The organism is Streptacidiphilus sp. P02-A3a, assembly GCF_014084105.1.
Taxonomy (GTDB): domain Bacteria; phylum Actinomycetota; class Actinomycetes; order Streptomycetales; family Streptomycetaceae; genus Streptacidiphilus.
On record NZ_CP048289.1, the window covers coordinates 3,925,641 to 3,951,911 of the forward strand.

8 protein-coding genes are annotated in these 26,271 nt (G+C 74.5%); 6 read left to right on the forward strand and 2 right to left on the reverse strand.

The window, feature by feature from the left end; genetic code table 11:
- Positions 1–22 precede the first annotated feature (22 nt).
- From GXP74_RS17755 to GXP74_RS17770, 4 genes are all read left to right on the forward strand, one after another.
- On the forward strand, positions 23–2,299 hold the full coding sequence (locus tag GXP74_RS17755; protein ID WP_182452442.1) for a 1,4-beta-glucanase: 2,277 nt from the start codon (positions 23–25) through the stop codon (positions 2,297–2,299).
- Positions 2,300–2,416: 117 nt separating this feature from the next.
- The gene (locus GXP74_RS17760; RefSeq protein ID WP_182452443.1) at positions 2,417–3,427 is read left to right on the forward strand and encodes a LacI family DNA-binding transcriptional regulator; all 1,011 of its coding nucleotides are present in this window, start codon (positions 2,417–2,419) and stop codon (positions 3,425–3,427) included.
- A 64-nt stretch (positions 3,428–3,491) separates the two neighbouring features.
- On the forward strand, positions 3,492–5,540 hold the full coding sequence (locus tag GXP74_RS17765; RefSeq protein ID WP_182452444.1) for a TIM-barrel domain-containing protein: 2,049 nt from the start codon (positions 3,492–3,494) through the stop codon (positions 5,538–5,540).
- Positions 5,540–7,543 carry a beta-galactosidase gene (locus tag GXP74_RS17770; RefSeq protein ID WP_182452445.1) on the forward strand — a complete coding sequence of 668 codons (2,004 nt, stop codon included), beginning with the start codon at positions 5,540–5,542 and terminating at the stop codon, positions 7,541–7,543. Before GXP74_RS17765 ends, GXP74_RS17770 begins: the two co-directional genes overlap by 1 nt.
- A 56-nt stretch (positions 7,544–7,599) precedes the next feature.
- On the opposite strand, the gene GXP74_RS17775 is transcribed toward GXP74_RS17770, so the two are convergent.
- Both GXP74_RS17775 and GXP74_RS17780 read right to left on the reverse strand, forming a co-directional pair.
- Positions 7,600–8,079, reverse strand: a complete 480-nt coding sequence (locus tag GXP74_RS17775) for a hypothetical protein (protein ID WP_182452446.1) — start codon at positions 8,077–8,079, stop codon at positions 7,600–7,602.
- Positions 8,080–8,194: 115 nt separating this feature from the next.
- Positions 8,195–11,242 (reverse strand): non-ribosomal peptide synthetase, encoded by a 3,048-nt coding sequence (locus tag GXP74_RS17780; RefSeq protein WP_182452447.1) that lies wholly within the window; start codon positions 11,240–11,242, stop codon positions 8,195–8,197.
- Positions 11,243–11,478: 236 nt separating this feature from the next.
- Between GXP74_RS17780 and GXP74_RS17785 the strand changes: the two genes are divergently transcribed.
- Positions 11,479–11,724 (forward strand): DUF5988 family protein, encoded by a 246-nt coding sequence (locus tag GXP74_RS17785; RefSeq protein ID WP_225448016.1) that lies wholly within the window; start codon positions 11,479–11,481, stop codon positions 11,722–11,724.
- Positions 11,725–12,057: 333 nt separating this feature from the next.
- A complete protein-coding gene (locus tag GXP74_RS41835; protein WP_182452448.1) occupies positions 12,058–26,229 on the forward strand; it encodes a type I polyketide synthase in 14,172 nt (4,723 codons plus the stop codon).
- Positions 26,230–26,271: the final 42 nt, after the last annotated feature.

The window sequence follows — 26,271 nt, forward strand, 5'->3', positions numbered from 1 at the left end:
CCCGTCCGAGAGGTCCGTTCCCATGCGCGTCTCCGCAACGAAGAACGCCGCAACGAAGAAGAGAACGCTGCTCACCGCGGCCGTCTGCCTGGGCCTGCTGGGCGGCACCCTGGCCGCCGCCCCGGCGGCCTCGGCCGCGCCCGCCGGTACCGGCGGCCCCACCTGGTCCAACGTGAAGGTCGGCGGCGGCGGTTTCGTCACCGGCGTGGTGTTCAACCAGTCCCAGCCGGGACTGGCCTACCTGCGCACCGACATCGGCGGCCTCTACCGCTGGAACGCGGCGCGGCGGACCTGGGTCCCGCTGCTGGACTGGACCGGCTTCAACGACTGGAACCAGCTCGGCGTCGAGTCCGTGGCCACCTCCCCGGAGCACCCGAACCGGGTGTGGGCGGCGGTCGGCGAGTACGCGGACAGCTGGAACAAGGGGAACAACGGCGCGATCCTGCGGTCCGACGACTACGGCAAGCACTGGAAGGCCACCCAGCTGCCGATCCAGCTGGGCTCCAACGACCAGGGCCGGGACTCCGGCGAGCGGCTGGCGGTCGACCCCCGGGACGACGACATCCTCTACTTCGCCTCGCGCGACAACGGGCTGTGGAAGTCCACCGACGGCGGCGTGACCTGGGCGCAGGACCCGGCCTTCCCCGACCTGGGCAGCGACAGCGACGCCGGGTTGCAGTTCGTCACCTTCGACCAGACCCAGGGCCGCCGCGGCGACCCCAGCCAGCACCTCGTCGTCGGCGACGCGGACACCAGCGCGCTCTACCAGTCCACCGACGGCGGAGCGACCTGGAGCACGGTCGGCGGCGGCCCGGGGACCATCCCGATCAAGGCCCAGTTCTCCGGGACCGGCCAGCTGTACGTCGTCTACGACACCTCCACCGGCCCGTACGCGATGGGCGCGGGCGCGGTCTACCGCTACGCCGGCGGCAGCGGGGGACAGGGCGGCAGCGGGGCACACGGTGTCGGCGCGGCCACCGACATCACCCCGGTCTCCTCCACCTTCGGCTACGACGGCCTGGCGGTGGACCCGGAGCACCCGGACACCGTGATCGTCTCCACCAACGACCGCTGGTACCCGGTGGACACCCTGTACCGCTCCACCGACGGCGGCCAGGACTGGAGCGACGTCTCCGCCTCCACCACGCTCGACGTCTCCAGCACGCCGTACCTCGACTTCGGCGCCGCCGCGCCCAAGTTCGGCTGGTGGATCGGTACCGTCGCGATCGACCCGTTCGACTCGAACCACGTGGTCTACGGGACCGGCTCGACCCTGTTCGGCACCGACAACCTCGACGCGATGGACCACGGCGGCACCGTCGACTTCTCCTCCGAGGCGGTCAACGGGGTCGAGGAGAACGCGGTCAACGACCTGGTCGTGCCGAACCTCAGGCAGAGCCCCTGCCGGGTGGTCAGCGTGATGTCCGACGTGGGCGGCTTCTGCCACACCTCGCTCACCGCCTCGCCGTCCACCGGCATGTCCACCGACCCGCTGCTGAGCAGCGGCGACAGCGTGGCGCAGAGCGCCGACGGCGGGCTGATGGCCCGGGTCGGCACCGGCGGCTCGGACGGTTCGGACGGCGGCTGCTCCACCGACGGCGGCGTGACCTGGACGCCGTTCACCGACCCCGCCGCGATGACCAGCGGCGGCGGCCAGGTCGCGGTCTCCGCCGACGGCGGCGTCATCCTGTGGTCCGCCGGGGACGGCTCCGGCGTCTACCGCTCCACGGACCACGGCCGGAGCTGGACCACCGCCACCGGCCTCGCCGCCGGGCCGCGGCCGGTCGCCGACCCCGGGAACCCCGACGACTTCTACGCGCTTGACCCGGACGCCGGGGTGGTCTACCGCTCCACCGACGGCGGCCGGACCTTCACCGCCCGGGCCACCGGCCTGCCGACCGGCGGCAGCGAGCAGCTGCGGGCCACCCCCGGGACGTCCGGCGACCTGTGGCTGAGCGCGCAGGACAGCGGACTGCTGCACTCCACCGACGGCGGCGCGACCTGGACCAGGACCACGGCCGCGACCTCCTCCTACACCCTCGGCTTCGGCAAGGCCGCCCCGGGCTCGCGGCAGCCGACGATGTACCAGGTCGGCGTGGTGGGCGGGACCACCGGGATCTTCATGTCCACCGACGGCGCCGCCTCCTGGACCCGGATCAACACGAACGCGCAGAACTGGGGCTCAACCGGGCAGATCATCACCGGCGACCCCTACCATTTCGGACGGGTCTACCTCGGCACCAACGGGCGCGGCATCCAGACCGTCGACGTGTCCCGCCCCGCGCTCGGCGGGGAGTGATCCAGCCATGACGCGACCGACCCTGACGAGCGGTCACTACGCTGGCCGCAGCGGCGGGGCCCGCGCGGGGTCGGCCGCGGCACCATCAGCACAGCGAACATCGAGGGGGAGCACGTCATGGTGACACTCGCCGAAGTCGCCCGTCAGGCGGGCGTCTCGCCCAGTACCGTCAGCTACGTCCTGAGCGGCAAGCGGACGATCTCCGGACCCACCCGGGCCCGGGTCGAGCGCGCCATCAGCGACCTGGGCTACCACCCCAACGCGGGCGCGCGCGCCCTCGCCGGAAAGCGCTCGCACATCATCGCGCTGGTGGTGCCGCTGCGCACGGACGTCTACGTCCCGATCATGATGGAGATCGCCATCGCGGTCACCATGTCCGCCCGCCAGTACGGCTACGACGTCCTGCTGATCACCAACGACGAGGGCCCCGAAGGGGTGCGCCGGGTGGCGGCCAGCGGACTGGCCGACGGCGTGGTGCTGATGGACGTCGAACTGCAGGACGAACGGATCCCGGTGCTGCGGGAGCTCGGCACCCACGCCGCCACCATCGGGCTGCCCGCCGACTCCCACGGCATGGCCTGCGTCGACCACGACTTCGCCGCGGCGGGCGCGCTCTGCGCCGACCACCTGGCCGACCTCGGCCACCGCGACGTCGCCTTCATCGGCTACGCGCCGCAGGTCTACCAGCGGCACGCCGGATACGCCGAGCGCACCCTGCTCGGGTTCCGGGAACGCTCCGAGGAGCGCGGGCTGCGGATCCTGCACCGGCCCTGCGAGGGCAGCTACGAGAGCACCGCGGGCGCGCTCGCCCGGATCCTGGAGGACCGTCCGGCCACCACCGGCTTCGTGGTCCAGAACGAGGGCGCGCTCGGACCACTGCTCAGCCTGCTGCGCACCACCGGGCGGATCGTCCCCGAGGACGCCTCGGTGGTCGCGCTCTGCCCCGAGCAGCTGGCCGAGCAGAACTCGCCCCGGCTCACCGCGGTCACCGGCCCGGCCCAGGAACTCGGCCGCCAGGCCGTGGAACTGGTGATGGCCCGGATCAACGGTGACCCGGCCCCCGAGGTCACCCTGCTCACGCCGGTGCTGACCGTCCGCGAGAGCAGCGGCCCGGCCCCGCACCGGTAGCCCGCGGCAGCACACCCCATCCCACCCCACCGCGCATCGCACCACACGCACCTGGAGTATTCGCATGCCCAACCACATCCACGACCTCGGCGGAGCCCTGGAGTGGCGCGCCCGAGGCGAGACCCTGCGGGTCGAGCCCTGGGGCCGCGACTCGGTGCGGGTGCGGGCCACCCCCGGCGGCGCGCTGCTGCCGGACCTGCCCGGCGCGCTGCTCGACGCCGACCCGGCCACCGCCGGAACCGCCGGAACCGCTGAGATCAGCATCGAGGGCAACACCGCGACCCTGGTCAACGGCGCGATAACGGTCCGCCTCGACGGCAACGCCGCCGACGCGAGCGACCCGCAACTGCACCCCGCCGCCGGTCGGCTGACCTTCCTGAACACCGCCGACGGCAGCGAACTGCTGGCCGAGGAGCCGCACCACTTCTGGTGGCCCGGCCCGCGCCTCTACACCGCCACCGGGAACGGCTACCACCGGCTGGAGCAGCGCTTCCGCGCCTACCCCGGCGAGCGGCTGTACGGCCTGGGCCAGCACACGCACGGCCTGCTCGACCAGAAGGGCGCGGTGATCGACCTGGTCCAGCGCAACGCCGAGGTGAGCATCCCGTTCCTGCTCTCCGACCGGGGCTACGGCCTGCTCTGGAACAGCCCGGCGATCGGCCGGGTCGAACTCGCCGAGACCGGAACCCGCTGGGTCGCCGACAGCGCACGGCAGTTGGACTACTGGGTGACCGCGGGCCGCCCGGCCGACGTACTGCGCCGCTACGCGGACGCGACCGGGCACAGCCCGATGCTGCCCGACTGGGCGGCCGGCTTCTGGCAGTGCAAACTGCGCTACCGCACCCAGGAGGAGCTGCTGGAGGTCGCCCGCGAGTACCGGCGCCGCGACCTGCCGCTGGACGTGATCGTCGCCGACTTCTTCCACTGGACCCACCTGGGGGAGTGGCGGTTCGACCCGGAGGAGTGGCCCGACCCGGCCGCCATGGTCGCCGAACTCGACCGACTCGGCGTCAAGTTGATGGTCTCGGTGTGGCCCTCGGTGAGCCCGCTGTCGGAGAACTTCCACGAACTGCTGAACCAGGGCCACCTGATCAACACCGAGTACGGCCCGGTCGCCCACGCCGACTGGCCGGACAAGGGCCTGGACGCCTACTCGGCGCAGGTCGCGTTCTACGACGCGACCAACCCCGACGCCCGGGCCTTCGTCTGGGAGCGGCTCCGGCGCAACTACCTGGACCTGGGCATCAAGGTGTGGTGGCTGGACGCCTGCGAGCCCGAGCTGAAGCCCGGCTACCCGGCCAACCTGCGCTACCACGCCGGTCCCGGCCTGGAGGTCGGCAACCTGTACCCGCGCGAGAACGCCCGCATGATCCACGAGGGGATGACCGCCGCCGGGGAGAGCGAGGTCGTCTCGCTGAACCGCTCGTCCTGGGCCGGTGCGCAGCGCTACGGCGCGGCGCTGTGGTCCGGCGACATCGGCACGGACTTCGCCAGCCTGCGCGCCCAGATCAAGGCCGGGCTGAACGTCATGGTCTCCGGCATCCCCTGGTGGACCACCGACATCGGCGGCTTCCACGGCGGCGACCCGGACGACCCCGGCTACCGCGAGGTGCTGGTCCGCTGGTTCCAGTACGGCGCGTTCTGCCCGCTGTTCCGGCTGCACGGCTTCCGCGGCCCGGAGCAGCGGCTCGAACCCGCGATGACCGGCCTGCCGAACGAGGTCTGGAGCTACGGCGACGAGGCCTACCGGATCCTCACCTCCTACCTGCGGCTGCGCGAACGGCTGCGGCCCTACCTGCTGCGGCAGCTGGCCGAGGCCGCCGAGCAGGGGCTGCCGCCGATGCGCCCGCTGTTCGTCGAGTTCCCCGACGACCCCGCGGCCTGGACCGTCGACGACGCCTTCCTGCTCGGCCCGGACCTGCTGGTCGCCCCGGTCACCGAGGCGGGCGCGCGCCGCCGCGAGGTCTACCTGCCGTCGGGCGCGGACTGGACCGACGCCTGGACCGGCGCGGTGCACCCCGGCGGCAGCCGGACGGCCGTGGACGCCCCGCTGGACCGGATCCCGCTGTTCCTGCGCGACGGCGCGGAACTGCCGATCCAGCAGGAGGCCTGATGGGCGGGCTGCTCGGCCCCGGCCTGGCCTTCGGCGGCGACTACAACCCGGAGCAGTGGGACGAGCCGGTCTGGCGGGAGGACGACGCCCTGATGCGGCAGGCCGGGGTGAACCTGGCCACCGTCGGGGTGTTCTCCTGGGCGCTGCTGGAGCCGGAGGAGGGGCACTACTCGTTCGACTGGCTCGACGCCCAACTGGACCGGCTGCACGCCAACGGCGTCCGGGTGGACCTGGCCACGCCCACGGCCTCGCCACCGCCCTGGTTCACCCTGGCCCACCCGGAGGCGATGCCGGTCACCGCCGACGGCACCCGGCTCACCCACGGCAGCCGCGACACCTACTGCCTGGCCGCTCCGGCGTACCGGCGGGCCGCCGCCCGGATCGCCGGGGCGCTGGCCGAGCGCTACGCCGGGCATCCGGCGCTGGCGATGTGGCACGTCCACAACGAGTACGCGACGGTCTGCTACTGCGAGCAGTCCGCGGCGGCGTTCCGGGTCTGGCTGCGGGCCCGGCACGGATCCCTGGACGAGCTCAACTCGGCCTGGGGAACCGCCTTCTGGGGCCAGCGCTACGGCTCCTGGGAGCAGATCACGCCGCCCCGCGCCACCCAGTGGCACCAGAACCCGGGCCACCTGCTGGACTTCCGCCGGTTCTGGTCGGACGAGGCACTGGCCGCGTACACCGAGCAGCGCGACGCGATCCGCCGCCACAGCGGCCCGCGGACCCCGGTCACCACCAACCTGATGCTGCCCGGCTACCAGGTGATCGACCTGTGGGCGTTCGGGCGCGAGGTCGACTTCGTTGGCATCGACCACTACCCGGACGCCCCCGGCGTCGACGCGGGCGCGGACACCGCCTTCGGCGCGGACCGGGCCCGCTCCTTCGGCGGCGGCAAACCGTGGCTGCTGATCGAGCAGGGCACCAACACCGTCCACACCGCTGAGCGGACCCTCGCCAAGGAGCCCGGCGACCTGCTCCGGCACACCCTCGGCCACCTCGGGCGCGGCTCCGACGGCGCACTGTTCTTCCAGTGGCGGCAGTCCAAGGCGGGCGCCGAGCTGTGGCACTCGGCGATGGTGCCGCACGCCGGTCCGGACACCCGGATCCACCGCGAGGTGGTCGCCCTCGGCGCGGCGCTGGAGCGGCTGGCCGAGGTCGCCGGGTCCACGGTGGCCGCCGAGGCGGCGGTGCTCTGGGACGCCGACGCCTGGTGGGCGCTGGACACCAACGGCATGCCCTCCGCCGACCTCGACTACCACGCCACCGTCCGGCGCGCGCACCGCGCCCTGTGGGAGGCCGGGGTCACCGCCGACTTCGCGCACCCCGAGCACGACCTGTCGCGGTACCGGCTGGTCCTCGCGCCCAGCCTGTACCTGCTCTCCGACGCGGGCGCGGCCTCGCTGCGCCGCTACGTGGAGGGCGGCGGCACGCTGCTGGTGCAGTACTTCAGCGGGGTGGTCGACGCCCGGCACCAGGTCCGCACCGGCGGCTACCCGGGCGCGCTGCGCGAGGTGCTGGGCATCCGCGGCGAGGAGTTCCGCCCGCTGGCCACCGGAGCCACGGCCGCCCTGTCCGACGGCTCCTCGGGCACGGTGTGGAGCGAGGACCTGCGGACCGAGGGCGCGCGGGCGGTGCTGCGCTACGCCTCGGGGTCACTGGCCGGCCGACCCGCGCTCACCCGCCACGCGTTCGGCGCGGGCACCGGCTGGTACCTGTCCACCCGGCTGGACGACGAACGCTACGCGGCGTTGCTGGCGCGGGTCCTGGAGGAGTGCGGGGTGGCCGCCGAGGTACCGGGGCTGCCGCCGGGGGTGGAGGCGGTCCGCCGCCGGGGCCCGCTCGACGGGCGGGACACCGGCTGGCTGTTCGTGCTCAACCACCTGGACACCCCGGTCCAGCTGCCCGGGATCACCGCCGGGCGGGATCTGCTCACCGGCGCGGACGTGCCCGGCGACGGCCTGCGGCTCGCCCCGGGCGGTGTCGCGGTGCTGCGCGAGCCGTAGCGCGGCTGGTCGTGGTGGGCGGGGCGGGGCCGGTGTCGCGGCCCCGCCCCACCCGGCTAGGGCATGTCCGGCAGGGTGTCGGTGGCCCAACTCGCGAGCACGCCGATGACGGCCGCGAGCGGCAGGCACACCAGCAGCTGCCCGGCCATCTGCGAGCGGGTGAGACTGCCGGTGGAGGTGACCGTGACCGCGAAGAACGCGATGTAGCCCAGCGCCATGACCGCCGCGAAGACGGGGAGCGGCCTGGGCACCGCTCGTTCCAGCAGCACCAGCACCGCCACCGCGATCAGGGTGGCGGTGATGATTCCGACGGTCAGCGCGCCGGAGTTGGGGAAGCCTCCCCCCTCGATCTGACCGGCGTTCTGGAAGGCGTCCAGGTTGAGCATGGCGCGGACCAGATAGGTGAGGACGAACCCGGACGCGATGGCGACGGCGCAGGCGGTCAGGGTGCGCAGGGCCAGGGCGCCCGGGGACACGGCGGGCTGCCGTCCGCGCGTTCTGGTGGCGGGCAGGCGGGTGTGGGTGGTGTTGATCATCGCGGGCTCCAGTGGTCGTAGGAACCTCGTAGGAACCAAGGACTTCCCTCCCGGTATAGCGTCCCGGATGGCCCGGCGCGCCTCCGGTTAGCCCATCCGGGGGCGCGCGAACCGGTCAGCCGACCTGCTCCGGGAGCGACACCTCCCGGGCGATGGCCGACACCGTGGTCAGCGTCGGCGCCGCGATCACCCGGCCGAGGTGGGACATGAACGCGGTCTCCCGCTGCGGCGGCAGGACCTCCCGGCAGACCCCGGCCAGCATCGTCAGCAGCGACAGCGAGTCCCCGCCCAGCTGGTGGAAGTCGGTGTGCGCGTCGATCCGGTGCGGCTCGACACCCAGGATGCCCGACCAGATCGAGGCGACCTTGGCCTCCACCGGGTCCCGGTCCGGATCCGCCGCGCCGTCGGCCGGGCCGCCGTCCGCCCGCTCGGCGAAGGGGTCGGGCAGCGAGCGCACGTCCACCTTCCCGGCGACGCTGTAGGGGATCCGCTCCACCACGAAGGTCGCCGCCGGAACCATGTACGCGGGCAGCCGCTCGGCGGCGTGCGCCTGCAACTCCGCGACCTCGACCGCGCCGTTCACCAGCACGTAGCCGTAGAGCCCCTTGCCGGAGCCGTCCGGGCGGCTGCGGGCCACCACCACGGCCCGGTCCACCCGCGGATGCTCCTCCAGGGTGTTCGCCACCTCGGCCGGTTCGACCCGGTGACCGCGCACCTTCACCTGGTCGTCGATCCGGCCCAGGAACTCAAGGCCGCCGTCCGGCAGCCGCCGGGCCAGGTCCCCGGTCCGGTACACCCTGGTCCCGTCGGCCAGCCGGGGGAAGCGCTCGGCGTCCAGGTCGGGGCGGCCCAGGTACCCCCGGGCCAGCTGCACCCCGGCCAGGTACATCTCGCCCACCTCGCCGGTCGGCACGAACCGCCGGTTCGGGTCGAGCAGGTGCACCTGGGTGTTGTGGGCGGGCACGCCGATCGGCACGGCCGCGAGCTCGGCGTCCCGCACCGGGTCGAAGGTGTAGGCGGTGCAGCCGATGGTGGCCTCGGTCGGGCCGTACTCGTTGATGATCCGGCAGTCCGGGCCGAACATCTGCTGCGCCCGCGCGGCGACCTCTACCCGCAGCTGCTCACCGACGACGACGATGCTGCGGAAGCCGGTCGGTTCGACGTCCAGCCGACCGATCAGCTCCAGGTGCGACGGGGTGAGGTTGAGCATGGTCGCGCCGGACTCCTCCAGCAGCCGGCGCAGCGTCAGGTGGGTGGGCTGGTCCTGGACCAGCACCACCGTCCCGCCGGTGATCAGCGGCAGGAAGATCGAGGTCCCGGACACGTCGAAGGAGAGCGAGGTCAGCAGCGGCAGCCGGGTCCCGGCGTCGACGCCGAACTCCTCGATGCCCCAGTGCAGGTAGTTGAGCAGGCTGCCGTGCTCGATCTGGACGCCCTTGGGCCGCCCGGTGGACCCCGACGTGTACAGGACGTAGGCCAGGTCGTCCGGCCGCGACTCGGCGTCCACCGAGGGGCCGGGGTCGGCGGCGGTCCCGAGCAGGTCGTCCAGGGCGATCGGCGCGCAGCTGTCCGGGCAGTGCTCGCGGCCCTGCTGCCCGGCCTCCACCAGGCAGAACCGGGCGCCCGAGTCGGACAGCAGACCGGCCAGCCGGGCGTCCGGATGCCGCACCTCCAGCGGCAGGTACCCGGCTCCGGCGCGGAGGATCCCCCAGATCGCGGCGATCGCCGCCGGAGTCCGCTCGGCGAGCACACCCACCACCTCACCGCGGTCCACGCCCCGGGCGCGCAGCCCGGCCGCGACCGCGTCCGCGCGGCGGCTCAGCTCACGGTAGGTCACCTCGCCCTGGGGGCCGCTCAGCGCGACCGCGTCCGGGGTGAGCTCGACCTGGTCGCGGAACAGCTGGAGCAGCGAGCGCGGGGAGGCCGGCTCCCGCTCGGTGCGGTTCGCCGCCGGATCGCGGTCGGCCCGCGGCGACAGCGCCTCCACCACCGAGTCGAGCAGCGCGTCCATCCGCTCGGCGGCACCCGGCACGTTCCGCCAGGTGAGCACGATCTCGGTGCGGCCGGAGGTCTCGATGACGTCGATGCCGGGAGGCGCCGAGGGGCCCGAACCACCCAGGTTGTACAGGGTGGTGGCGCGGAAGGAGTCGGCGCTGTAGTCCGCCGGGTCGGTGAAGCCGAGGTTGGTGACGAAGGCCGTGCCCATGAAGAGCTGCTTCTTCACCGCCGCTGCCTCCATGCCGTCGGCGAGCACCCGCAGCACCGGCCGTGGCACCCGCAGCAGCCAGGAACCGGTGCGCAGGGCGATCTCCCGGTTCTCGGACAGCCCCGTCAGCAGGTCCTGGTGGACCTCCTCCCAGCCGGTGCCCGGCGCCACGTCGAGGTCGACGGCCAGCGACAGCCAGCCGGTGGACCGCAGGTCGGGCTGGTGCCGACGCAGGTCGACCGGGACGAAGAAGCGCGCCTTCGCCTCCGGCAGCGAGTCCGGCTCGGTGGCCGCGGCGACGGCGGCGATCACCTTGGCGGTGACCGCGGCCTGGGTGCCCTCGATCGTCCGCCGCCGCCAGATCAGGCCGTGCCGCCCGGAGGTCAGCGGCGCCATCAGCGTGGGCCACTCCGACTTGCCCTGGCCGCGCGGGATCGGCGGCAGGCCCTCGGGCAGCAGCTGCCGCAGGAACTCGTCACTGTTCCAGGCCGAGGGAGCACCCAGCGGCTGCTCACCGCGCAGTACTCGGAACACGTCCGCCGCCCAGACCAGTACGCCCCGGGCGTCGGTCACCCCGTGGAAGCCGCGGAAGACCAGCCGCAGCGGCTGCCCGGGACCGCCGGGCACGAACAGCACCTCGCAGGTGGGGCCGCCGTCGTTGAGCGTGGTCTGCAGCGCGGGATCGGCCAGCAGGTCCTGTCCGTCCGGCAGCCGCACCACGCGCACCTCCGGGGCGACACCGCTGTCCACCCAGCTCCGCCGCCGACGGCGCAGCCGGGTACCGGGGCACACCTCGGCGACCGCGGCCACGGCCGCGGCCAGGGCCTCGGCGCTGAGCTCCCCCTCGCCCTCGAACACGTGCTGGATGACGTTCGGCACGCCCATCCCGGCGTAGATCCATTCGGCCGGCCCCATCCGTCGGACGTACGACGAGGCAGAGGTGTGCGCGTTGTTCACGGTGTCTCCAGGGCCGGGTGCCAGGTACCGGGGGTGATTGTGGACGTCTGCCGCCGTTGGCATGTGGACTTCCGGTGGCTGCGAAGTGAAAAGGAGTCTTCGGCTGTTCGGAGGTGGTCGGAGATGTTCAATCCGGCGGCCGATGGGCCATGCTGGGGCCGAATCGTCCGGGTGCGCGCCGGAGAGATGCGAGCCTGGCTGTTTCCTTTCCCGTACGACGGAGGAAGTGGGCTGACGTGAAAGACGAGACCTCGCCGCTGGAGATGCATTCCGGGCAACTGTACGCCCTCCTTGAGGGCGGTCCTGTCGACATACCGGTCGACCGCAGGGAACACCCGGTCGGGGCTGCGGACGGCAAGATAAAGCTCCCGTACTACGGTGGTTACGAGCATTTCGAGCGTACCGACGAGTACTCCGGCGGCTACGACGGGCAGCGCCGCCTGATCTACCGCTGGGTGACCAGGACCGAGATCGCCGAGTGAGTCCGAGCACCACAGACGGCGTTCAACTGCTGAGAGTTCACAGTTGAACGCCGTCGTCCGGCGTGCGCATTCACCAGGCCAGGTTCTCTTTTGTTCAACCGGGTAATTCCGCAGTTGAACGGCGCGGTAACCGCCCCGGCTGCCACCCGGGTGAAGGTTGCGTGCCCCTGCGCGGCCCAGTTAGCATCCTGCTCAAGGTGATTCGCATTCGGTCGTGTCTCTGTTTTCTCATACGGAGATGTTTTCGCCCGCCAGACCGGGAAGCCCTCCCGGAAAGCCTTTTTGCATCGATTCATGGGAAAGCTCGCAGAGCGATCAGGGAATGGCGACTGAATGTCTAACGATGAAAAGCTCCGCAATTACCTGAAGCTGGTCACCGCCAATCTCCAGCAGACGCGCCGCCGTCTGCGCGAGGTGGAGGAACAGAGCCAGGAACCGGTCGCGATCATCGGCATGGGCTGCCGGTTCCCGGGGGGCGTCCAGCACCCGGAACAGCTCTGGGAGTTGCTGACGGCGGGCACCGACGCGGTCTCCGGGCTTCCGCGCACGCGCGGCTGGGACCTGGACGGGCTGTACCACCCGGACCCGGCCCACCCCGGCACGTCGCACGTCCGCTCGGGCGGATTCCTGCACGACGCGGGGGAGTTCGACCCCGGGTTCTTCGGGATCTCGCCGCGTGAGGCGCTGGCGATGGATCCGCAGCAGCGGCTGCTGCTGGAGACCTCGTGGGAGGCACTGGAGCAGGCCGGGATCGACCCCGGCTCGCTGCGCGGCTCGGCGACCGGCGTCTTCGCCGGGGCCAGCCTCTCCGGATACGGCAGTGCCCTCCAGGACGGCGACGGCAGCCTGGAGGGCCATCTGCTGACCGGCACCGCCAACAGCGTCATCTCCGGCCGGGTGGCCTTCAGCTTCGGGCTGGAGGGCCCGGCCGTCTCCGTGGACACGGCCTGCTCGTCCTCCCTGGTCGCGCTGCACCTCGCGGTGCAGGCGCTGCGCTCCGGCGAGTGCGGCCTGGCCCTGGCCGGAGCGGTCACCGTGCTCGCCAGCCCCACCTGGTTCGTTTGGGGCAGCCGCCAGTTGGGGCTCGCGCCGGACGGGCGGTGCAAGCCGTTCTCGGCCGCCGCCGACGGCATGGGCCTGGCCGAGGGCGCCGGCATGCTGGTGCTGGAGCGGCTCTCGGACGCCCGTCGGCACGGCCACGAGGTACTGGCCGTGGTGCGCGGCAGCGCGGTGAACCAGGACGGCGCGTCCAACGGCCTGACCGCCCCCAACGGCCCCTCGCAACAGCGGGTGATCCAGGCCGCGTTGGCGGGCGCCGGACTCTCCCCGGACGACATCGACGCGGTCGAGGCGCACGGCACCGGCACCGAACTGGGCGACCCGATCGAGGCGCAGGCGCTGCTGGCCGCCTACGGGCAGGACCGCGACCCGGAGCGCCCGCTGTGGACCGGTTCGGTGAAGTCCAACATCGGCCACACCCAGGCCGCGGCCGGGGTGGCCGGGCTGATCAAGATGGTGCTGGCGCTGCGGCACGGCGTGCTGCCGCGCACCCTGCACGTCGACCGGCCCACCCCGCACGTGGACTGGTCCGGCGGGGTGCGGCTGCTGACCGAGGCGGTCGACTGGACCCCTGGCGACCGGCCGCGCCGGGCCGGGGTGTCCTCGTTCGGGATGAGCGGCACCAACGCGCACGTGATCCTGGAGGAGGACCCGGTCGATTCCGGCCCGGCGGCCGAGCCGGACGAACCGGCCGAGGACGCCGGTGATCCGGCCGCGCCGGTCGCGGAGGTCGCGGCGCTGCCGGTGCTGACCGGGGCCCCGGCCGCGTGGCTGGTCTCCGGCCGGTCCGCCGCCGGACTGCCCGCGCAGGCCGGACGGTTGGCGGCGCACCTCGCCGCCGGTCCACGGCTCGACCCGGCGGACGTCGGCTGGTCGCTGGCGACCAGCCGGGCGACCTTCGAGCACCGCGCGGTGGTCCTCGGCGCCGGGCTCGACGAACTGACTTCAGGCCTGGCGGCGTTGGCCGCCGGTGAGCCGGCCCCCGGGGTGCTGTCCGGGGTGGTTCCGCCCGGCGGCGGCAGCCGGGTCGGCTTCCTGTTCGCCGGGCAGGGGGCGCAGCGGGCCGGGATGGGCCGGGAGTTGTACGCGGCCTCGCCGGTGTTCGCCGAGGCTTTCGACCGGGCCTGTGCGCTGCTGGAGGCGGAACTCGGGCTGCCGGTGCGGGAGGTGGTGCTCGGCGGGGACGCGGACGACGTCCGGGCCACCCAGACCGCCTATGCCCAGAGCGGGTTGTTCGCGGTCGAGGTGGGCCTGGTGGCCATGTTGGCGGCGGCCGGGATCGTGCCGGACGCGGTGGCGGGTCACTCGGTCGGTGAGGTCGCGGCGGCGCACGCGGCCGGGGTGCTCACCCTGGCGGACGCCTGCCGTCTGGTGGCGGCGCGGGCCCGGCTGATGCAGGCGCTGCCCGAGGGCGGCGCGATGGCGGCGATCGCGGCCACCGAGGCCGAGCTGGCCGAGTCGATCGAGGGTGTGGACGGCGTCGAGCTGGCCGCGCTGAACGGGCCTTCGTCGGTGGTGGTCTCGGGTGTGGTGGAGCGGGTCGAGGCGTTGCTGGAGGTGTGGCGGGGGCGTGGTCGGCGGGTGCGTCGGTTGCGGGTGAGCCACGCGTTCCACTCGGCGTTGATGGATCCGGTGTTGGACGAGCTGGGTGCGGTCGCGGCTGAGGTGGTGCACGGGTTGCCGGAGGTGGCCTGGTTCGGGGCGCTGACGGGTGAGTTGGTGAACGAGCCGGGTCCGGGTTACTGGGTGGAGCAGGCGCGGCGGCCGGTGCGGTTCGCCGACGCGGTCACCGCGATGGCGGCCCAGGGCGTCAGCGTGTTCATCGAGATCGGCCCGGACGGCACCCTGTCCGCGCTGGGCCGGGCCACGCTGGCCGGACCCGCCGACGAGCCCGCCGACGCCGAGTTCGTTCCGGTGCTGCGGCCGAAGACCGCCGTCCCGGAGTCGGTGCTGACCGCCTTCGCCCGGGCGCACGTGCGCGGCGCGGCGGTGGACTGGGCCGCGGTGCTCCCGGCCGGACGCCGGGTGGCGCTGCCCACCTACGCCTTCGCGCACCAGCAGTTCTGGGCCCAGCCCGGTCCTTCCGGCTCCGCGACCGGCGACAGCGGCGGCAGCGAGGCGGAGCAGCGCTTCTGGGCGGCGGTCGCCGAGGGCGACCTGGCGACACTGACCGGCACGCTGGCCGTGGACGGCAGCCGTCCGTTCAGCGAGGTGCTGCCCGCGCTGCGGTCCTGGCGGCAGCGCGAGCACGACCGGGCGGCGACCGCCGACTGGCGCTACCGGATCGCCTGGGAACCGGTCGCCGACCCGGGCCCGGCGGCCCGGCTGTCCGGGACCTGGCTGGTGCTGGCCCCGGCCGGTACCGAGGAGCGGACCACGGAAGGGCTGCGCGCGCTGCTGGGCGCGCGCGGCGCCGAGCCGCTGCTGATCGAGGTGGATGCCGCGCGGATCGACCGGGAGTCGCTGGCCGCCCGGATCGCCGAGCGGGTGGCCGAGGGCGCCGCGCCGGTGGCCGGGGTGCTGTCGCTGCTCGCGCTGGACGAGACCCCGCTGCCGCAGGCCCCGGCGGTACCGGCCGGGCTGGCCGGGACGCTGGCGCTGGTCCAGGCACTGGGCGCGGCCGAGGTCCAGGCCCCCCTGTGGGTGCTGACCCGCGCGGCGCTGACGGCCGGGCCGGACGAGGCACCGTCCGGCCTGGCGCAGGCACAGGTCTGGGGCCTGGGCCGGGTGGTGGCGCTGGAGCACCCGGACCGCTGGGGCGGCCTGATCGACCTCCCGGCCGAGTGGGCCGAGTGGGCCGCACGGGACGAGTGGGACGGCCCGGCCGCCGCGCGGCTGGCCGCGGTGCTGGCCGGATGCGGTGAGGACCAGGTCGCGATCCGCGGTGCCGGAATCCTCGGCCGCCGCCTGGAGCGGGCCCCGCTGGTCCGCGACAGCGGCGAGCCGTGGACGCCCCGGGGCACCGCGCTGGTCACCGGCGACACCGGCGGCATCGGCGAGGCCGCGGCCCGCTGGCTGGCCGGACGCGGCGCACCGAACCTGGTGCTGGCCGGTCGGTCCGGACCGGACGCGCCCGGCGCGGCCCGGCTGGCGGCGGAGCTGGCCGAGGCCGGTGCCACCGTCGGCGTCCTGCGCGCCGACCTCGCCCGGCGGGAGCAGGCCGCCGGGCTGCTCAGCCGGATCGGCCCGGACCTGCGCGCGGTGTTCCACGCGGCGGGCACGGAGCAGTCCGGCCCGGTGGCCGACACCACCGTCGCCGACCTGGCCGAGGCGCTGGCCGAGAAGGCCGACGGCGCGGTCCGGCTGGACCAGCTCACCGAGGACCTGGAGCTGGACGCGTTCGTACTGTTCTCCTCGATCGCCGCGACCTGGGGCAGCGGCCGACAGCCCGCCTCGGCGGCGGCGAACGCGCTGCTGGACGCGCTGGCGCGGCGCCGCCGGGCGCGGGGCCTGACGGCGACCTCGGTGGCCTGGGGCCCGTGGGCGGCCGAGGGGCTGACCGACGGTGACGACGCCACCCAGATGCGGCGGCGCGGCCTGCGGCTGCTCGACCCGGCGCAGGGCATGCGCGCGCTGGGCCAGGCGCTCGACCAGCCGGACGCCGTGGTGACCGTCGCCGACGTGGACTGGGCCCGGTTCGCGGCGACCTTCGCGCTGCGTCGGCCCAGCCCGCTGATCGCGGACCTGCCCGAGGTCTCCCGTTCGCTGGCCGAGACCGACGCCGCCGCGCCCGCCCCGGCCGCCGGGACGGCGCTGGGACGGCAGTTGGCCGCGCTGACCGCGGTCGAGCAGACCCGGCTGCTGCTCGACCTGACCCGCTCCCGGGTGGCCGCCGTCCTCGGCCACGCGTCGGCCGAGGACGTCCAGGCGGACTGGGCCTTCAGCGACCTCGGCTTCGACTCGCTGACCGCTGTCGAACTGCGGGACCGGCTCGCCGCCGCGACCGGCCTGCGGCTGCCCGCGACGCTGGTGTTCGACTACCCGACCCCGACCGCCGCCGCCGCCTTCCTGCGCGCGCAACTGACCGGCGCCCAGCCGGACGGGGAGGTCGCGCACGATGACCGGGCCGCCGCGCCCGGCGAGCCGATCGCCATCGTCGGCATCGGCTGCCGCTTCCCCGGCGGCGTGGACACCCCCGAGGGGCTGTGGCGGCTGCTGGCCGCCGGGACCGACGTGATCGGCGAGTTCCCGCGCAACCGGGGCTGGCACACCGAGGACCTGTTCGACCCGGACCCGGACCGGCAGGGCACCTCGCACATCCAGTCCGGCGGATTCCTGCACGCCGCGGACGAGTTCGACCCGGGCTTCTTCGGGATCAGCCCGCGCGAGGCACTGACCATGGACCCGCAGCAGCGGCTGCTGCTGGAGACCTCCTGGGAGGCGCTGGAGCGGGCCTCGATCGACCCGGCCTCGCTGCGCGGCAGCCGGACCGGGGTGTTCGCGGGCGGCACCTTCTCCCGCTACGGCGCCGACCAGCCCGAGGGCGCGCTCGACGGCGGCCTGGTGACCGGCACCGCGACCAGCGTGCTGTCCGGCCGGGTGTCGTACACCCTCGGCCTGGAGGGACCGGCCCTCACCGTCGACACCGCCTGCTCCTCCGGCCTGGTCGCGCTGCACCTGGCCGCGCAGGCGCTGCGCTCCGGGGAGTGCGCGCTGGCGCTGGCCGGGGCCGCCTTCGTGACCGCGAGCCCGGTCATGTTCACCGACTTCAGCCGCCAGCTGGGGCTGGCCCCGGACGGCCGCTGCAAGGCCTTCGGCGCCGGTGCCGACGGCATGGGCGTCGCCGAGGGCGCGGGCATGGTCGTGCTGGAGCGGCTGTCCGACGCCCGCCGCAACGGGCACCGGGTGCTCGCGCTGGTGGCCGGAAGCGCGGTGAACCAGGACGGTGCCTCGAACGGTCTGACCGCCCCCAACGGCCCCTCGCAGCAGCGGGTGATCCGGGCGGCACTGGCCAGTGCCCGGCTGTCGGCCGCCGACGTGGACGCGGTCGAGGCGCACGGCACCGGGACCCCGCTGGGCGACCCGATCGAGGCGCAGGCGCTGCTGTCGACGTACGGTCAGGACCGGCCGCTGGGGCGGCCGTTGTGGCTTGGGTCGATCAAGTCGAACATCGGCCACGCGCAGCAGGCGGCGGGCGCGGCCGGGTTGATCAAGATGGTGCTGGCGTTGCAGCACGGGCTGCTGCCCGCCACGCTGCACGCCGAGCAGCGGACCGCGCAGGTGGACTGGTCGGCCGGGGACATTGAGCTGCTGACCGAGGCGCGTCCGTGGTCGCCGGGCGACCGGCCGCGCCGGGCGGGCGTCTCCGCGTTCGGGATCAGCGGCACCAACGCCCACGTCATCCTCGAAGAGGCCCCGGCCGAGGTGCCCGCGCCGGTCGCCGCGGACACCGAGGACGCCTCGGGCACCGCAACGCTGCCGCTGCTGTCGCCCGCGCCGCCGGTCTGGCTGCTGTCGGCCCGCTCGGCCGCCGGGCTGACCGCCCAGGCGCAGCGGCTGGAGTCCTTCCTGGACGCCGGTCCGGAGCTGGAACCGGCCGATGTCGGCTGGTCGCTGGCGGTGTCCCGGTCGGTGCTGGAGTACCGGGCGGCCGTGGTCGGCGCGGACCGGGCGGAGCTGCTGGCCGGACTGTCGGCGCTGGCCGCCGACCGCCGGGCGGCCGGGGTGGCCACCGGGCTCGCGGCCACCGGCGGAGCCGGGAAGATCGCCTTCGTGTTCCCCGGCCAGGGCGCGCAGTGGGCCGGTATGGGAAGGGAGTTGGCCGTCTCGTCGCCGGTGTTCGCGGCCCGGCTGGCCGAGTGCGCCGTGGCGCTGGCACCCTACGTCGACTGGTCGCTGGACGACGTGCTGGCCGGTCGCGAGGGAGCGCCCGGGATCGAGCGCGCGGACGTGGTGCAGCCGCTGCTGTGGGCGGTGATGGTGTCGCTGGCCGCGATGTGGGAGGCGGTCGGGGTGGTCCCGGACGCCGTCGTCGGCCACAGCCAGGGCGAGATCGCGGCGGCCTGCGTGGCCGGGATCCTGACCCTGGAGGACGCCGCCCGGGTGGTCGCCCTGCGCAGCCGGGCGCTGTCCGGCCTGGCGGTGTCGGCCGGGATGCTCTCGGTGGTGATGCCGGTGGCCCCGGTCGAGGAGCTGCTGGCCGGGAACGACCACTGGCGGGCGCGGCTCTCGGTCGCCGCCGTGAACGGCCCGGCGACCACCGTGGTCTCCGGTGATCTGGACGCCCTACAGGAGTTCGAGCGCGAACTGTCTAAGCGCAGGGTCATGCGCTGGCAGATTCCGCAGACCGATTTCGTGGCCCATTCGGCCCGGGTCGAGGAACTGCGGGAGGGACTGCTGCACGACCTGGCCGGGATATCCCCGCGGCCGGGCCGACTGGCATTCGTGTCCTCGGTGACCGGGCTCCGGGTCGAGGGGCCGGAGCTGGACGCCGGGTACTGGTACGCGAACGTCCGGGAGCGGGTGAACTTCCGGGCCGCCACTGTGGCGCTGGCCGAGACCGGCTGCCGGACCTTCATCGAGGTGTCCCCGCACCCGGTGCTCACCTCGGCGATCGCCGAGACCGTCGAGGAGGCCGCGGTCTCCGGCGCGCCGCTGATCACCGGGACGGTGGAGCGGGAGCACAGCGGCGCGGCCCGGTTCCTGGCCTCGCTGGCCCGGGCGCACGTGGGCGGGGTGACCGTCGACTGGACCCGGGTGCTGCCCGGCGGCCGGGTGCTGGAACTGCCCACCTACGCCTTCCAACGGCAGCCGTACTGGCTCTCCCCGGTGGCCCGGGGCCCGGTCGCCGCGCGGCGCGACGACGCAGCGGTGCTCGCCGACTGGCGCTACCGGGTCTGCTGGACCCCGGTCGCCGAACCCGCCCCGGCCCGACTGTCCGGCAGCTGGCTGCTGGTCGCCGACCCGGCCGAGGCGGCCCGCGCCGAGGCCGTCGGCCGGGCGCTGACCGGGCACGGGGCCGAGCTGGTCAGCCTCACCGTCGGCGCCGACGAGCCGCGGCGGGAGGCGCTGGCCGAGCGGATCCGCGCGGCCGTCGGCACCCGGCCGCTGGCCGGGGTGCTGTCGCTGCTGGCGCTGGACGAGACCCCGCTGCCCGCCTGGCCCGCCGTTCCCGGCGGCCTGGCCGGGACGCTGGCGCTGCTACAGGCGCTGGGTGACGCCGGAGCGGCGGCGCCGCTGTGGGTGGCCACCTCCGGCGCGGTCTCCACCGGCACGCAGGACCCGCTGACCGGTCCGGCGCAGGCCCAGGCCTGGGGCCTGAGCCGGGTCGCGGCGCTGGAACACCCCGACCGCTGGGGCGGGCTGGTCGACCTCCCGGCCGAACTGGACGAGCCCGCCGCCGCCCGGCTGGCCGCCGTGCTCGCCGGGTGCGCCGAGGACCAGGTGGCGATCAGGCCCGAGGGAATCCGGGCCCGACGGCTGCTGCGGGCCCCGCGCGCCACCTCGGACCGGGCCTGGAGCCCGCGCGGCAGCCTGCTGATCACCGGCGGCACCGGCGCGATCGGCGGCCACACCGCCCGCTGGCTGGCCGACCGGGGCGCGCCCCGGCTGCTGCTGCTCAGCCGCTCCGGCCCGGGCGCCGCCGGAAGCGCCGCGCTGGCCGCCGAACTCGCGCTCCGGGGAACCACCGTGGAGGTCCTCGCCGGGGACGCCGCGGACCGCTCCCAGCTGACCGCGCTGCTGGCGCGGATCGCCGCCACCGGACCGGCGCTGACCGGCGTGCTGCACACCGCCGGGGTGGTCGACAACGGCGTGGTCGACCGGCTCGACCCGGCCCGGCTGGCCTCGGTACTGGCGGCCAAGGCCGGGAGCGCGGCGCTGCTGGACGAGCTGACGGCGGGCCTGGAGCTGGACGCGTTCGTGCTGTTCTCCTCGGCCTCGGCCACCTTCGGGGCCGGTGGCCAGGGCAACTACGCCGCCGCCAACGCCTACCTGGACGCCCTGGCGGAGAACCGCAGGGCCCGGGGCCTGACCGCGCTGTCGGTGGCCTGGGGGCCGTGGGCCGGCGGCGGCGTCGCCCAGGCCAGCGAGGCCACCGTGGCCCGGCTCAGCCGGAACCGCTGGGAGGTGCTGATGGACCCGAGGCTCGCGGTCCAGGCCCTCGGCGACGCGCTCGGCGGCTCGGACAGCGTGCTGACGGTGATGGACATCGACTGGGAGCTGATCGAGTCCGCCGGTGGCGAGAACGAGATGCAGCGGGCACCGTTCCTGCGGGACCTGCCCGAAGTCCAGCGGATCGGGGCCGCCTCCGCCGCCGCCGAGCGGGACGGCGCCCGGCTGACCAAGAACGAACTGGTCGGCCGACTGGCCGGGTTGACCCGGACCGGGCAGGAGCAGCAGCTCACCGCCCTGGTCCAGGCGGTCGCCGCCGAGGTACTGGCGTACCCCTCGCCGGAGGCGGTCGAGCCCGGGCGGGCCTTCAGCGAGCTGGGCTTCGACTCGCTGACCGCCGTCGAACTGCGGAACCGGCTCAGCGCCGCGGTCGGCCTGCGGCTCCCGGCCAGCCTGCTGTTCGACTACCCGACCTCGACGGCGCTGGCCGCGCACCTGCGCGCGGAACTGCTGGGCGACGCGTCCGCCACCCCGGCGGCACCGGTGACGGCGGCGGCCGACGGCGAGCCGATCGCGATCGTCGGCATGGGCTGCCGCTTCCCGGGCGGCATCCGGACCCCGGAGCAGCTGTGGGAGCTGCTGGCCTCCGGCACCGACGCGATCTCCGGCTTCCCGGACGACCGCGGCTGGGACCTGGACCGGCTCTACCACGCCGACCCCGGCCACAGCGGTACCACCTACGTGCGGGCCGGCGGCTTCGTGCACGACGCGGCCGAGTTCGACCCGGGCTTCTTCGGGATCTCGCCGCGTGAGGCGCTGGCGATGGACCCGCAGCAGCGGCTGCTGCTGGAGACCTCCTGGGAGGCGCTGGAACGCGCGGGCATCGAGCCCGCGTCGCTGCGCGGCTCGCAGACCGGGGTGTTCGCCGGCGGCTACAGCTCCGGCTACGCCGCGGTCGGGCAGCAGACCGGCGCGGACGGCGCGGCCGGGCTCGAAGGCCACCTGATGGCCGGGAACGCCACCAGCGTGATCTCCGGCCGGGTGGCCTACACCCTCGGCCTCGAAGGCCCCGCCGTCACCATGGACACCGCCTGCTCGTCCTCCCTGGTCGCGCTGCACCTGGCGGCCCAGGCGCTGCGCTCCGGCGAGTGCACGCTGGCGCTGGCCGGTGGCGTCACCATCATGGCCACCCCCTGGGACCTGGTGGTCTTCTCCCGGCAGCGCGGGCTTGCCCCGGACGGCCGGTCCAAGGCGTTCAGCGCGGACGCGGACGGCATGGGCATGGCCGAGGGCGTGGGCATGCTGGTGCTGGAACGGCTCTCCGACGCCGAGCGCCACGGCCACCGGATCCTGGCCGTGATCCGCGGCAGCGCGGTCAACCAGGACGGCGCGTCGAACGGTCTGACCGCGCCGAACGGTCCCTCGCAGCAGCGGGTGATCCGGGCCGCGCTGGCCAACGCCCGGCTGTCGCCCGCCGACGTCGACGTGGTCGAGGCGCACGGCACCGGCACCCCGCTCGGCGACCCGATCGAGGCCCAGGCGCTGCTGGCGACGTACGGGCAGGACCGGCCCGACGGGCGACCGCTCTGGCTCGGGTCGGTCAAGTCCAACATCGGCCACACCCAGGCCGCCGCCGGGGTGGCCGGAGTGATGAAGATGGTGCTGGCGCTCCAGCACCAGCGGCTGCCGCGCAGCCTGCACGCGCAGACACCGTCCCCGCACGTGGACTGGTCGGCCGGGGAGGTGCGGCTGCTCAGCGAGCCGGTCGACTGGCCGGTGAGCGGACGTCCGCGCCGGGCCGGGGTCTCCGCGTTCGGGATCAGCGGCACCAACGCGCACACCATCATCGAGGAGGCGCCCGCCCCCGGCCGCACCGCCGAGCCGGTCGCACCGGCGGCGCTTCCGGTCCTGACCGGCGCCCCCACGGCCTGGCTGCTGTCCGGCCGGACCCCGAACGCACTGCTGGCCCAGGCCGGGCGGCTGGCCGCGTCCGTGGCCGACCGCGAACCGGCCGACAGCGCCGACGTGGCGTGGTCGCTGGCCACCGCCCGGTCCGCGTTCGAGCACCGGGCCGTGGTCCTCGGCACCGACCACGAGGAACTGACCACCGCACTGGCCGTGCTGGCGGCCGGTGGGTCGGCCCCCTCGCTGGTCACCGGCACGGTCCCGGTGGGCCGGGCCAAGGTCGGCTTCCTGTTCGCTGGTCAGGGTGCGCAGCGGGCTGGGATGGGCCGTGAGTTGTACGCGGCGTCGCCGGTGTTCGCGGCGGTTTTCGATCGGGTGTGTGTGTTGTTGGAGGCTGAGCTGGGTTTGCCGGTGCGGGAGGTGGTGTTGGGGGAGGCGGATGACGATCCGCGTGCGGATTGGACGGTGTTCGCGCAGACCGGGTTGTTCGCGGTGGAGGTGGGTTTGGTGGCGGTGTTGGCGGCGGTCGGGATCGTGCCGGACGCGGTTGCTGGTCACTCGGTTGGTGAGGTGGCGGCGGCGTACGCGGCTGGGGTGTTGTCGCTGGAGGATGCCTGCCGTCTGGTGGCGACGCGGGCTCGGTTGATGCAGGGGCTGCCTGAGGGTGGTGCGATGGGTGCGGTTGAGGCGAGTGAGGCGGAGTTGGCCGAGGGTTTGGAGGGGTGGGTGGGGGTGTCGTTGGCGGCGGTGAACGGTCCGTCGTCGGTGGTGGTGTCGGGTGATGAGGGTGCTGTGGAGGAGTTGTTGGAGAGTTGGCGGGGTCGGGGTCGGCGGGTGCGTCGGTTGCGGGTCAGTCATGCGTTCCATTCGGCTCGGATGGATCCGGTGTTGTCGGAGTTGGGTGAGTTGGCTGCGGGGTTGACGTATGGGGTGCCGGTGGTGTCGTGGGTGGGGGCGTTGACTGGTGAGCCGGTTGTGGTTGCGGAGGCGGGGTATTGGGCGGCGCAGGCTCGGCAGCCGGTCCGTTTCGCGGACGCGGTGGCCGCGTTGGCTGCCCAGGGGGTGACGGTGTTCCTGGAGGTCGGCCCGGATGGGACCCTGTCGGCGCTCGGGTCCGCCGCGCTCGACACGGATGGCGAGTTCGTCCCGCTGTTGCGGGCCCGTACCGCCGCCGCCGACTCGGTACTGACCGCCCTCGCCCGCGCCCACGTGCGCGGCGTCGACGTGGACTGGACGGCCGTGCTGCCCGCCGGGCAGCGGATCGAACTGCCCACCTACGCCTTCGGACAGCAGCGGTTCTGGCCGCTCGGCCCGCACAAGCTCCGGCTCGGCGCGATCACCGGCACCGATGACGCCCTCACCGGCGGCGCGGCCGAGGCCCGGTTCTGGGCCGCGGTGGAGTCCGGCGACCAGTCGGCGCTGTCCGCCACGCTCGCCGTCGACGACCAGCGGCTGGGCGAACTGCTGCCGGTGCTCGCCTCCTGGCGGCAGCGCGAGCGGGAGCGCTCGGCCACCGACCACTGGCGGTACCGGGTCAGCTGGGCCCCGGTCGCCGACCCCGAGCCGGTCGCGCTCAGCGGGACCTGGCTGCTGGTCACCGGTCCGGCCGGAGCCGCGACGGCCGACCGCTGCGCCCAGGCGCTGACCGGCCACGGCGCCCGGGTGGTGGTCACCCGGATCACCCCGGGCGAGCTGACCCGGGAGGCCCTGGCCGCCGAACTCGGCCTCGCCGAAACCTCGTTGCTGGCCGGGGTGGTCTCGCTGCTGGCCCTGGACGAGGCGCCGCTGCCGGACTGGCCGATGGTGGCCGGGGGGCTCGCCGAGACGCTCAACCTGATCCAGGCACTGGGCGACGCGCAGGTACCGGCGCCCCTGTGGGTGCTCACCGCCGAGGCCGTGGCCGCCGCTCCCGGCGAGCCGCTGGCCCGTCCCGCCCAGGCCCAGGCCTGGGGCCTGGGCCGGGTCGTGGGCCTGGAGCACCCGGAGCGCTGGGGCGGTCTGATCGACCTCCCGACGGAACTGGACGACCGGGCCGCCGACCGGCTGTGCGCGCTGCTGGCGGGCTGCGGCGAGGACCAGGCGGCGATCCGGCCGGAGGGCATCCGCGGCCGACGGCTGGTCCGGGCCCCGCAGCCGGAGCAGCGGCAGACCTGGACACCGCGCGGAACCGTGCTGATCACCGGCGGCACCGGCTCGATCGGCGGGCACAGCGCCCGCTGGCTGGCCGGTCGCGGCGCCCCCCGGCTGCTGCTGACCAGCAGGTCCGGCGCGGCCGCGCCGGGCGCGGCCGGGCTCGCCGCGGAACTGGCCGCCGCCGGTACCCCGGTCAGCGTGGTCGCCGCCGACATCGCCCAGCGCGCCGAGGTGGCCGGGCTGCTGGCCTGGACCGCCGCCGGCGGTCCGCCGCTGAGCGCGGTGCTGCACGCCGCCGGAGCCGGACAGGCCACCGCGCTACAGGACACCACCCTGGCCGAACTGGCCGAGATGGCGGCGGTGAAGACCGCCGGCACGACGCACCTGGACGAGCTGACCCAGGGCCTCGACCTGGAGGCCTTCGTGCTCTTCTCGTCGATCTCGGCGACCTGGGGCAGCGGTCTGCAGCCGGGCTACGCGGCGGTCAACGCCTTCCTCGACGCGCTCGCCGAGAACCGCCGCTCGCGCGGACTCGCGGCCACCTCGATCGCCTGGGGCCCGTGGGACGGCGGCGGCATGAGCGACCGCGAGGGCAAGGCCCAGATGGTCCGCCGCGGCCTGCGGCTGCTGGACCCGGAACTCGGCATCCGGGCCCTGAGCCAGGCCCTGGACGGCGGCGAGGCGCTGCTCACCGTCGCCGACGTGGACTGGGCCGCGTTCGCCCCGACCTTCACGCTGCGGCGGCCCAGCCCGCTGATCGAGTCCCTGCCCGAGGTGGCGCGGGCGCTCACCGGCGCCGGGGACGCGCCGGACGAGTCGGCCGAGGGCGGCGGCAGCGCGCTGACCGAGCAACTGCTGGCGCTGTCCCGGGCGGAACAGGAACTGCTGCTGGTGGACCTGGTCCGGACCGAGGCGGCCGGGGTGCTCAGCTACCCGTCCGCCGAGGACGTCGCGGCCGACCGGGCCTTCAGCGAACTGGGCGCGGACTCGCTGACCGCCGTGGAGCTGCGGGACCGGCTCGGCGCGGCCACCGGGCTGCGGCTGTCGGCCACCCTGCTGTTCGACTACACCACGCCCACGGCGGTCGCCGGCCACCTGCGCACCGTGCTGGTGCCGGAGGAGGTGTCGCCGTCCCGGCCGGTGCTGGCCGAACTCGACAAGCTCGAAACCATGCTCACCGCGGCCGTCGGCGAGGACGACGACGCGTCCCGGATCACGGCCCGGCTGGAGGCCGTCGTCGCCCGCTGGAAAGAGACCACCGCCGGAAGCCGTGGGGCGACCGTCGCCGATGATCTCGAATCTTCCTCCGATGAAGAGGTATTCGACTTCATCGGAAAAGAGCTTGGAATTCACTGACATGGTCGACCACGTTGATAGCTTCGGAAATATGAGGTTCCG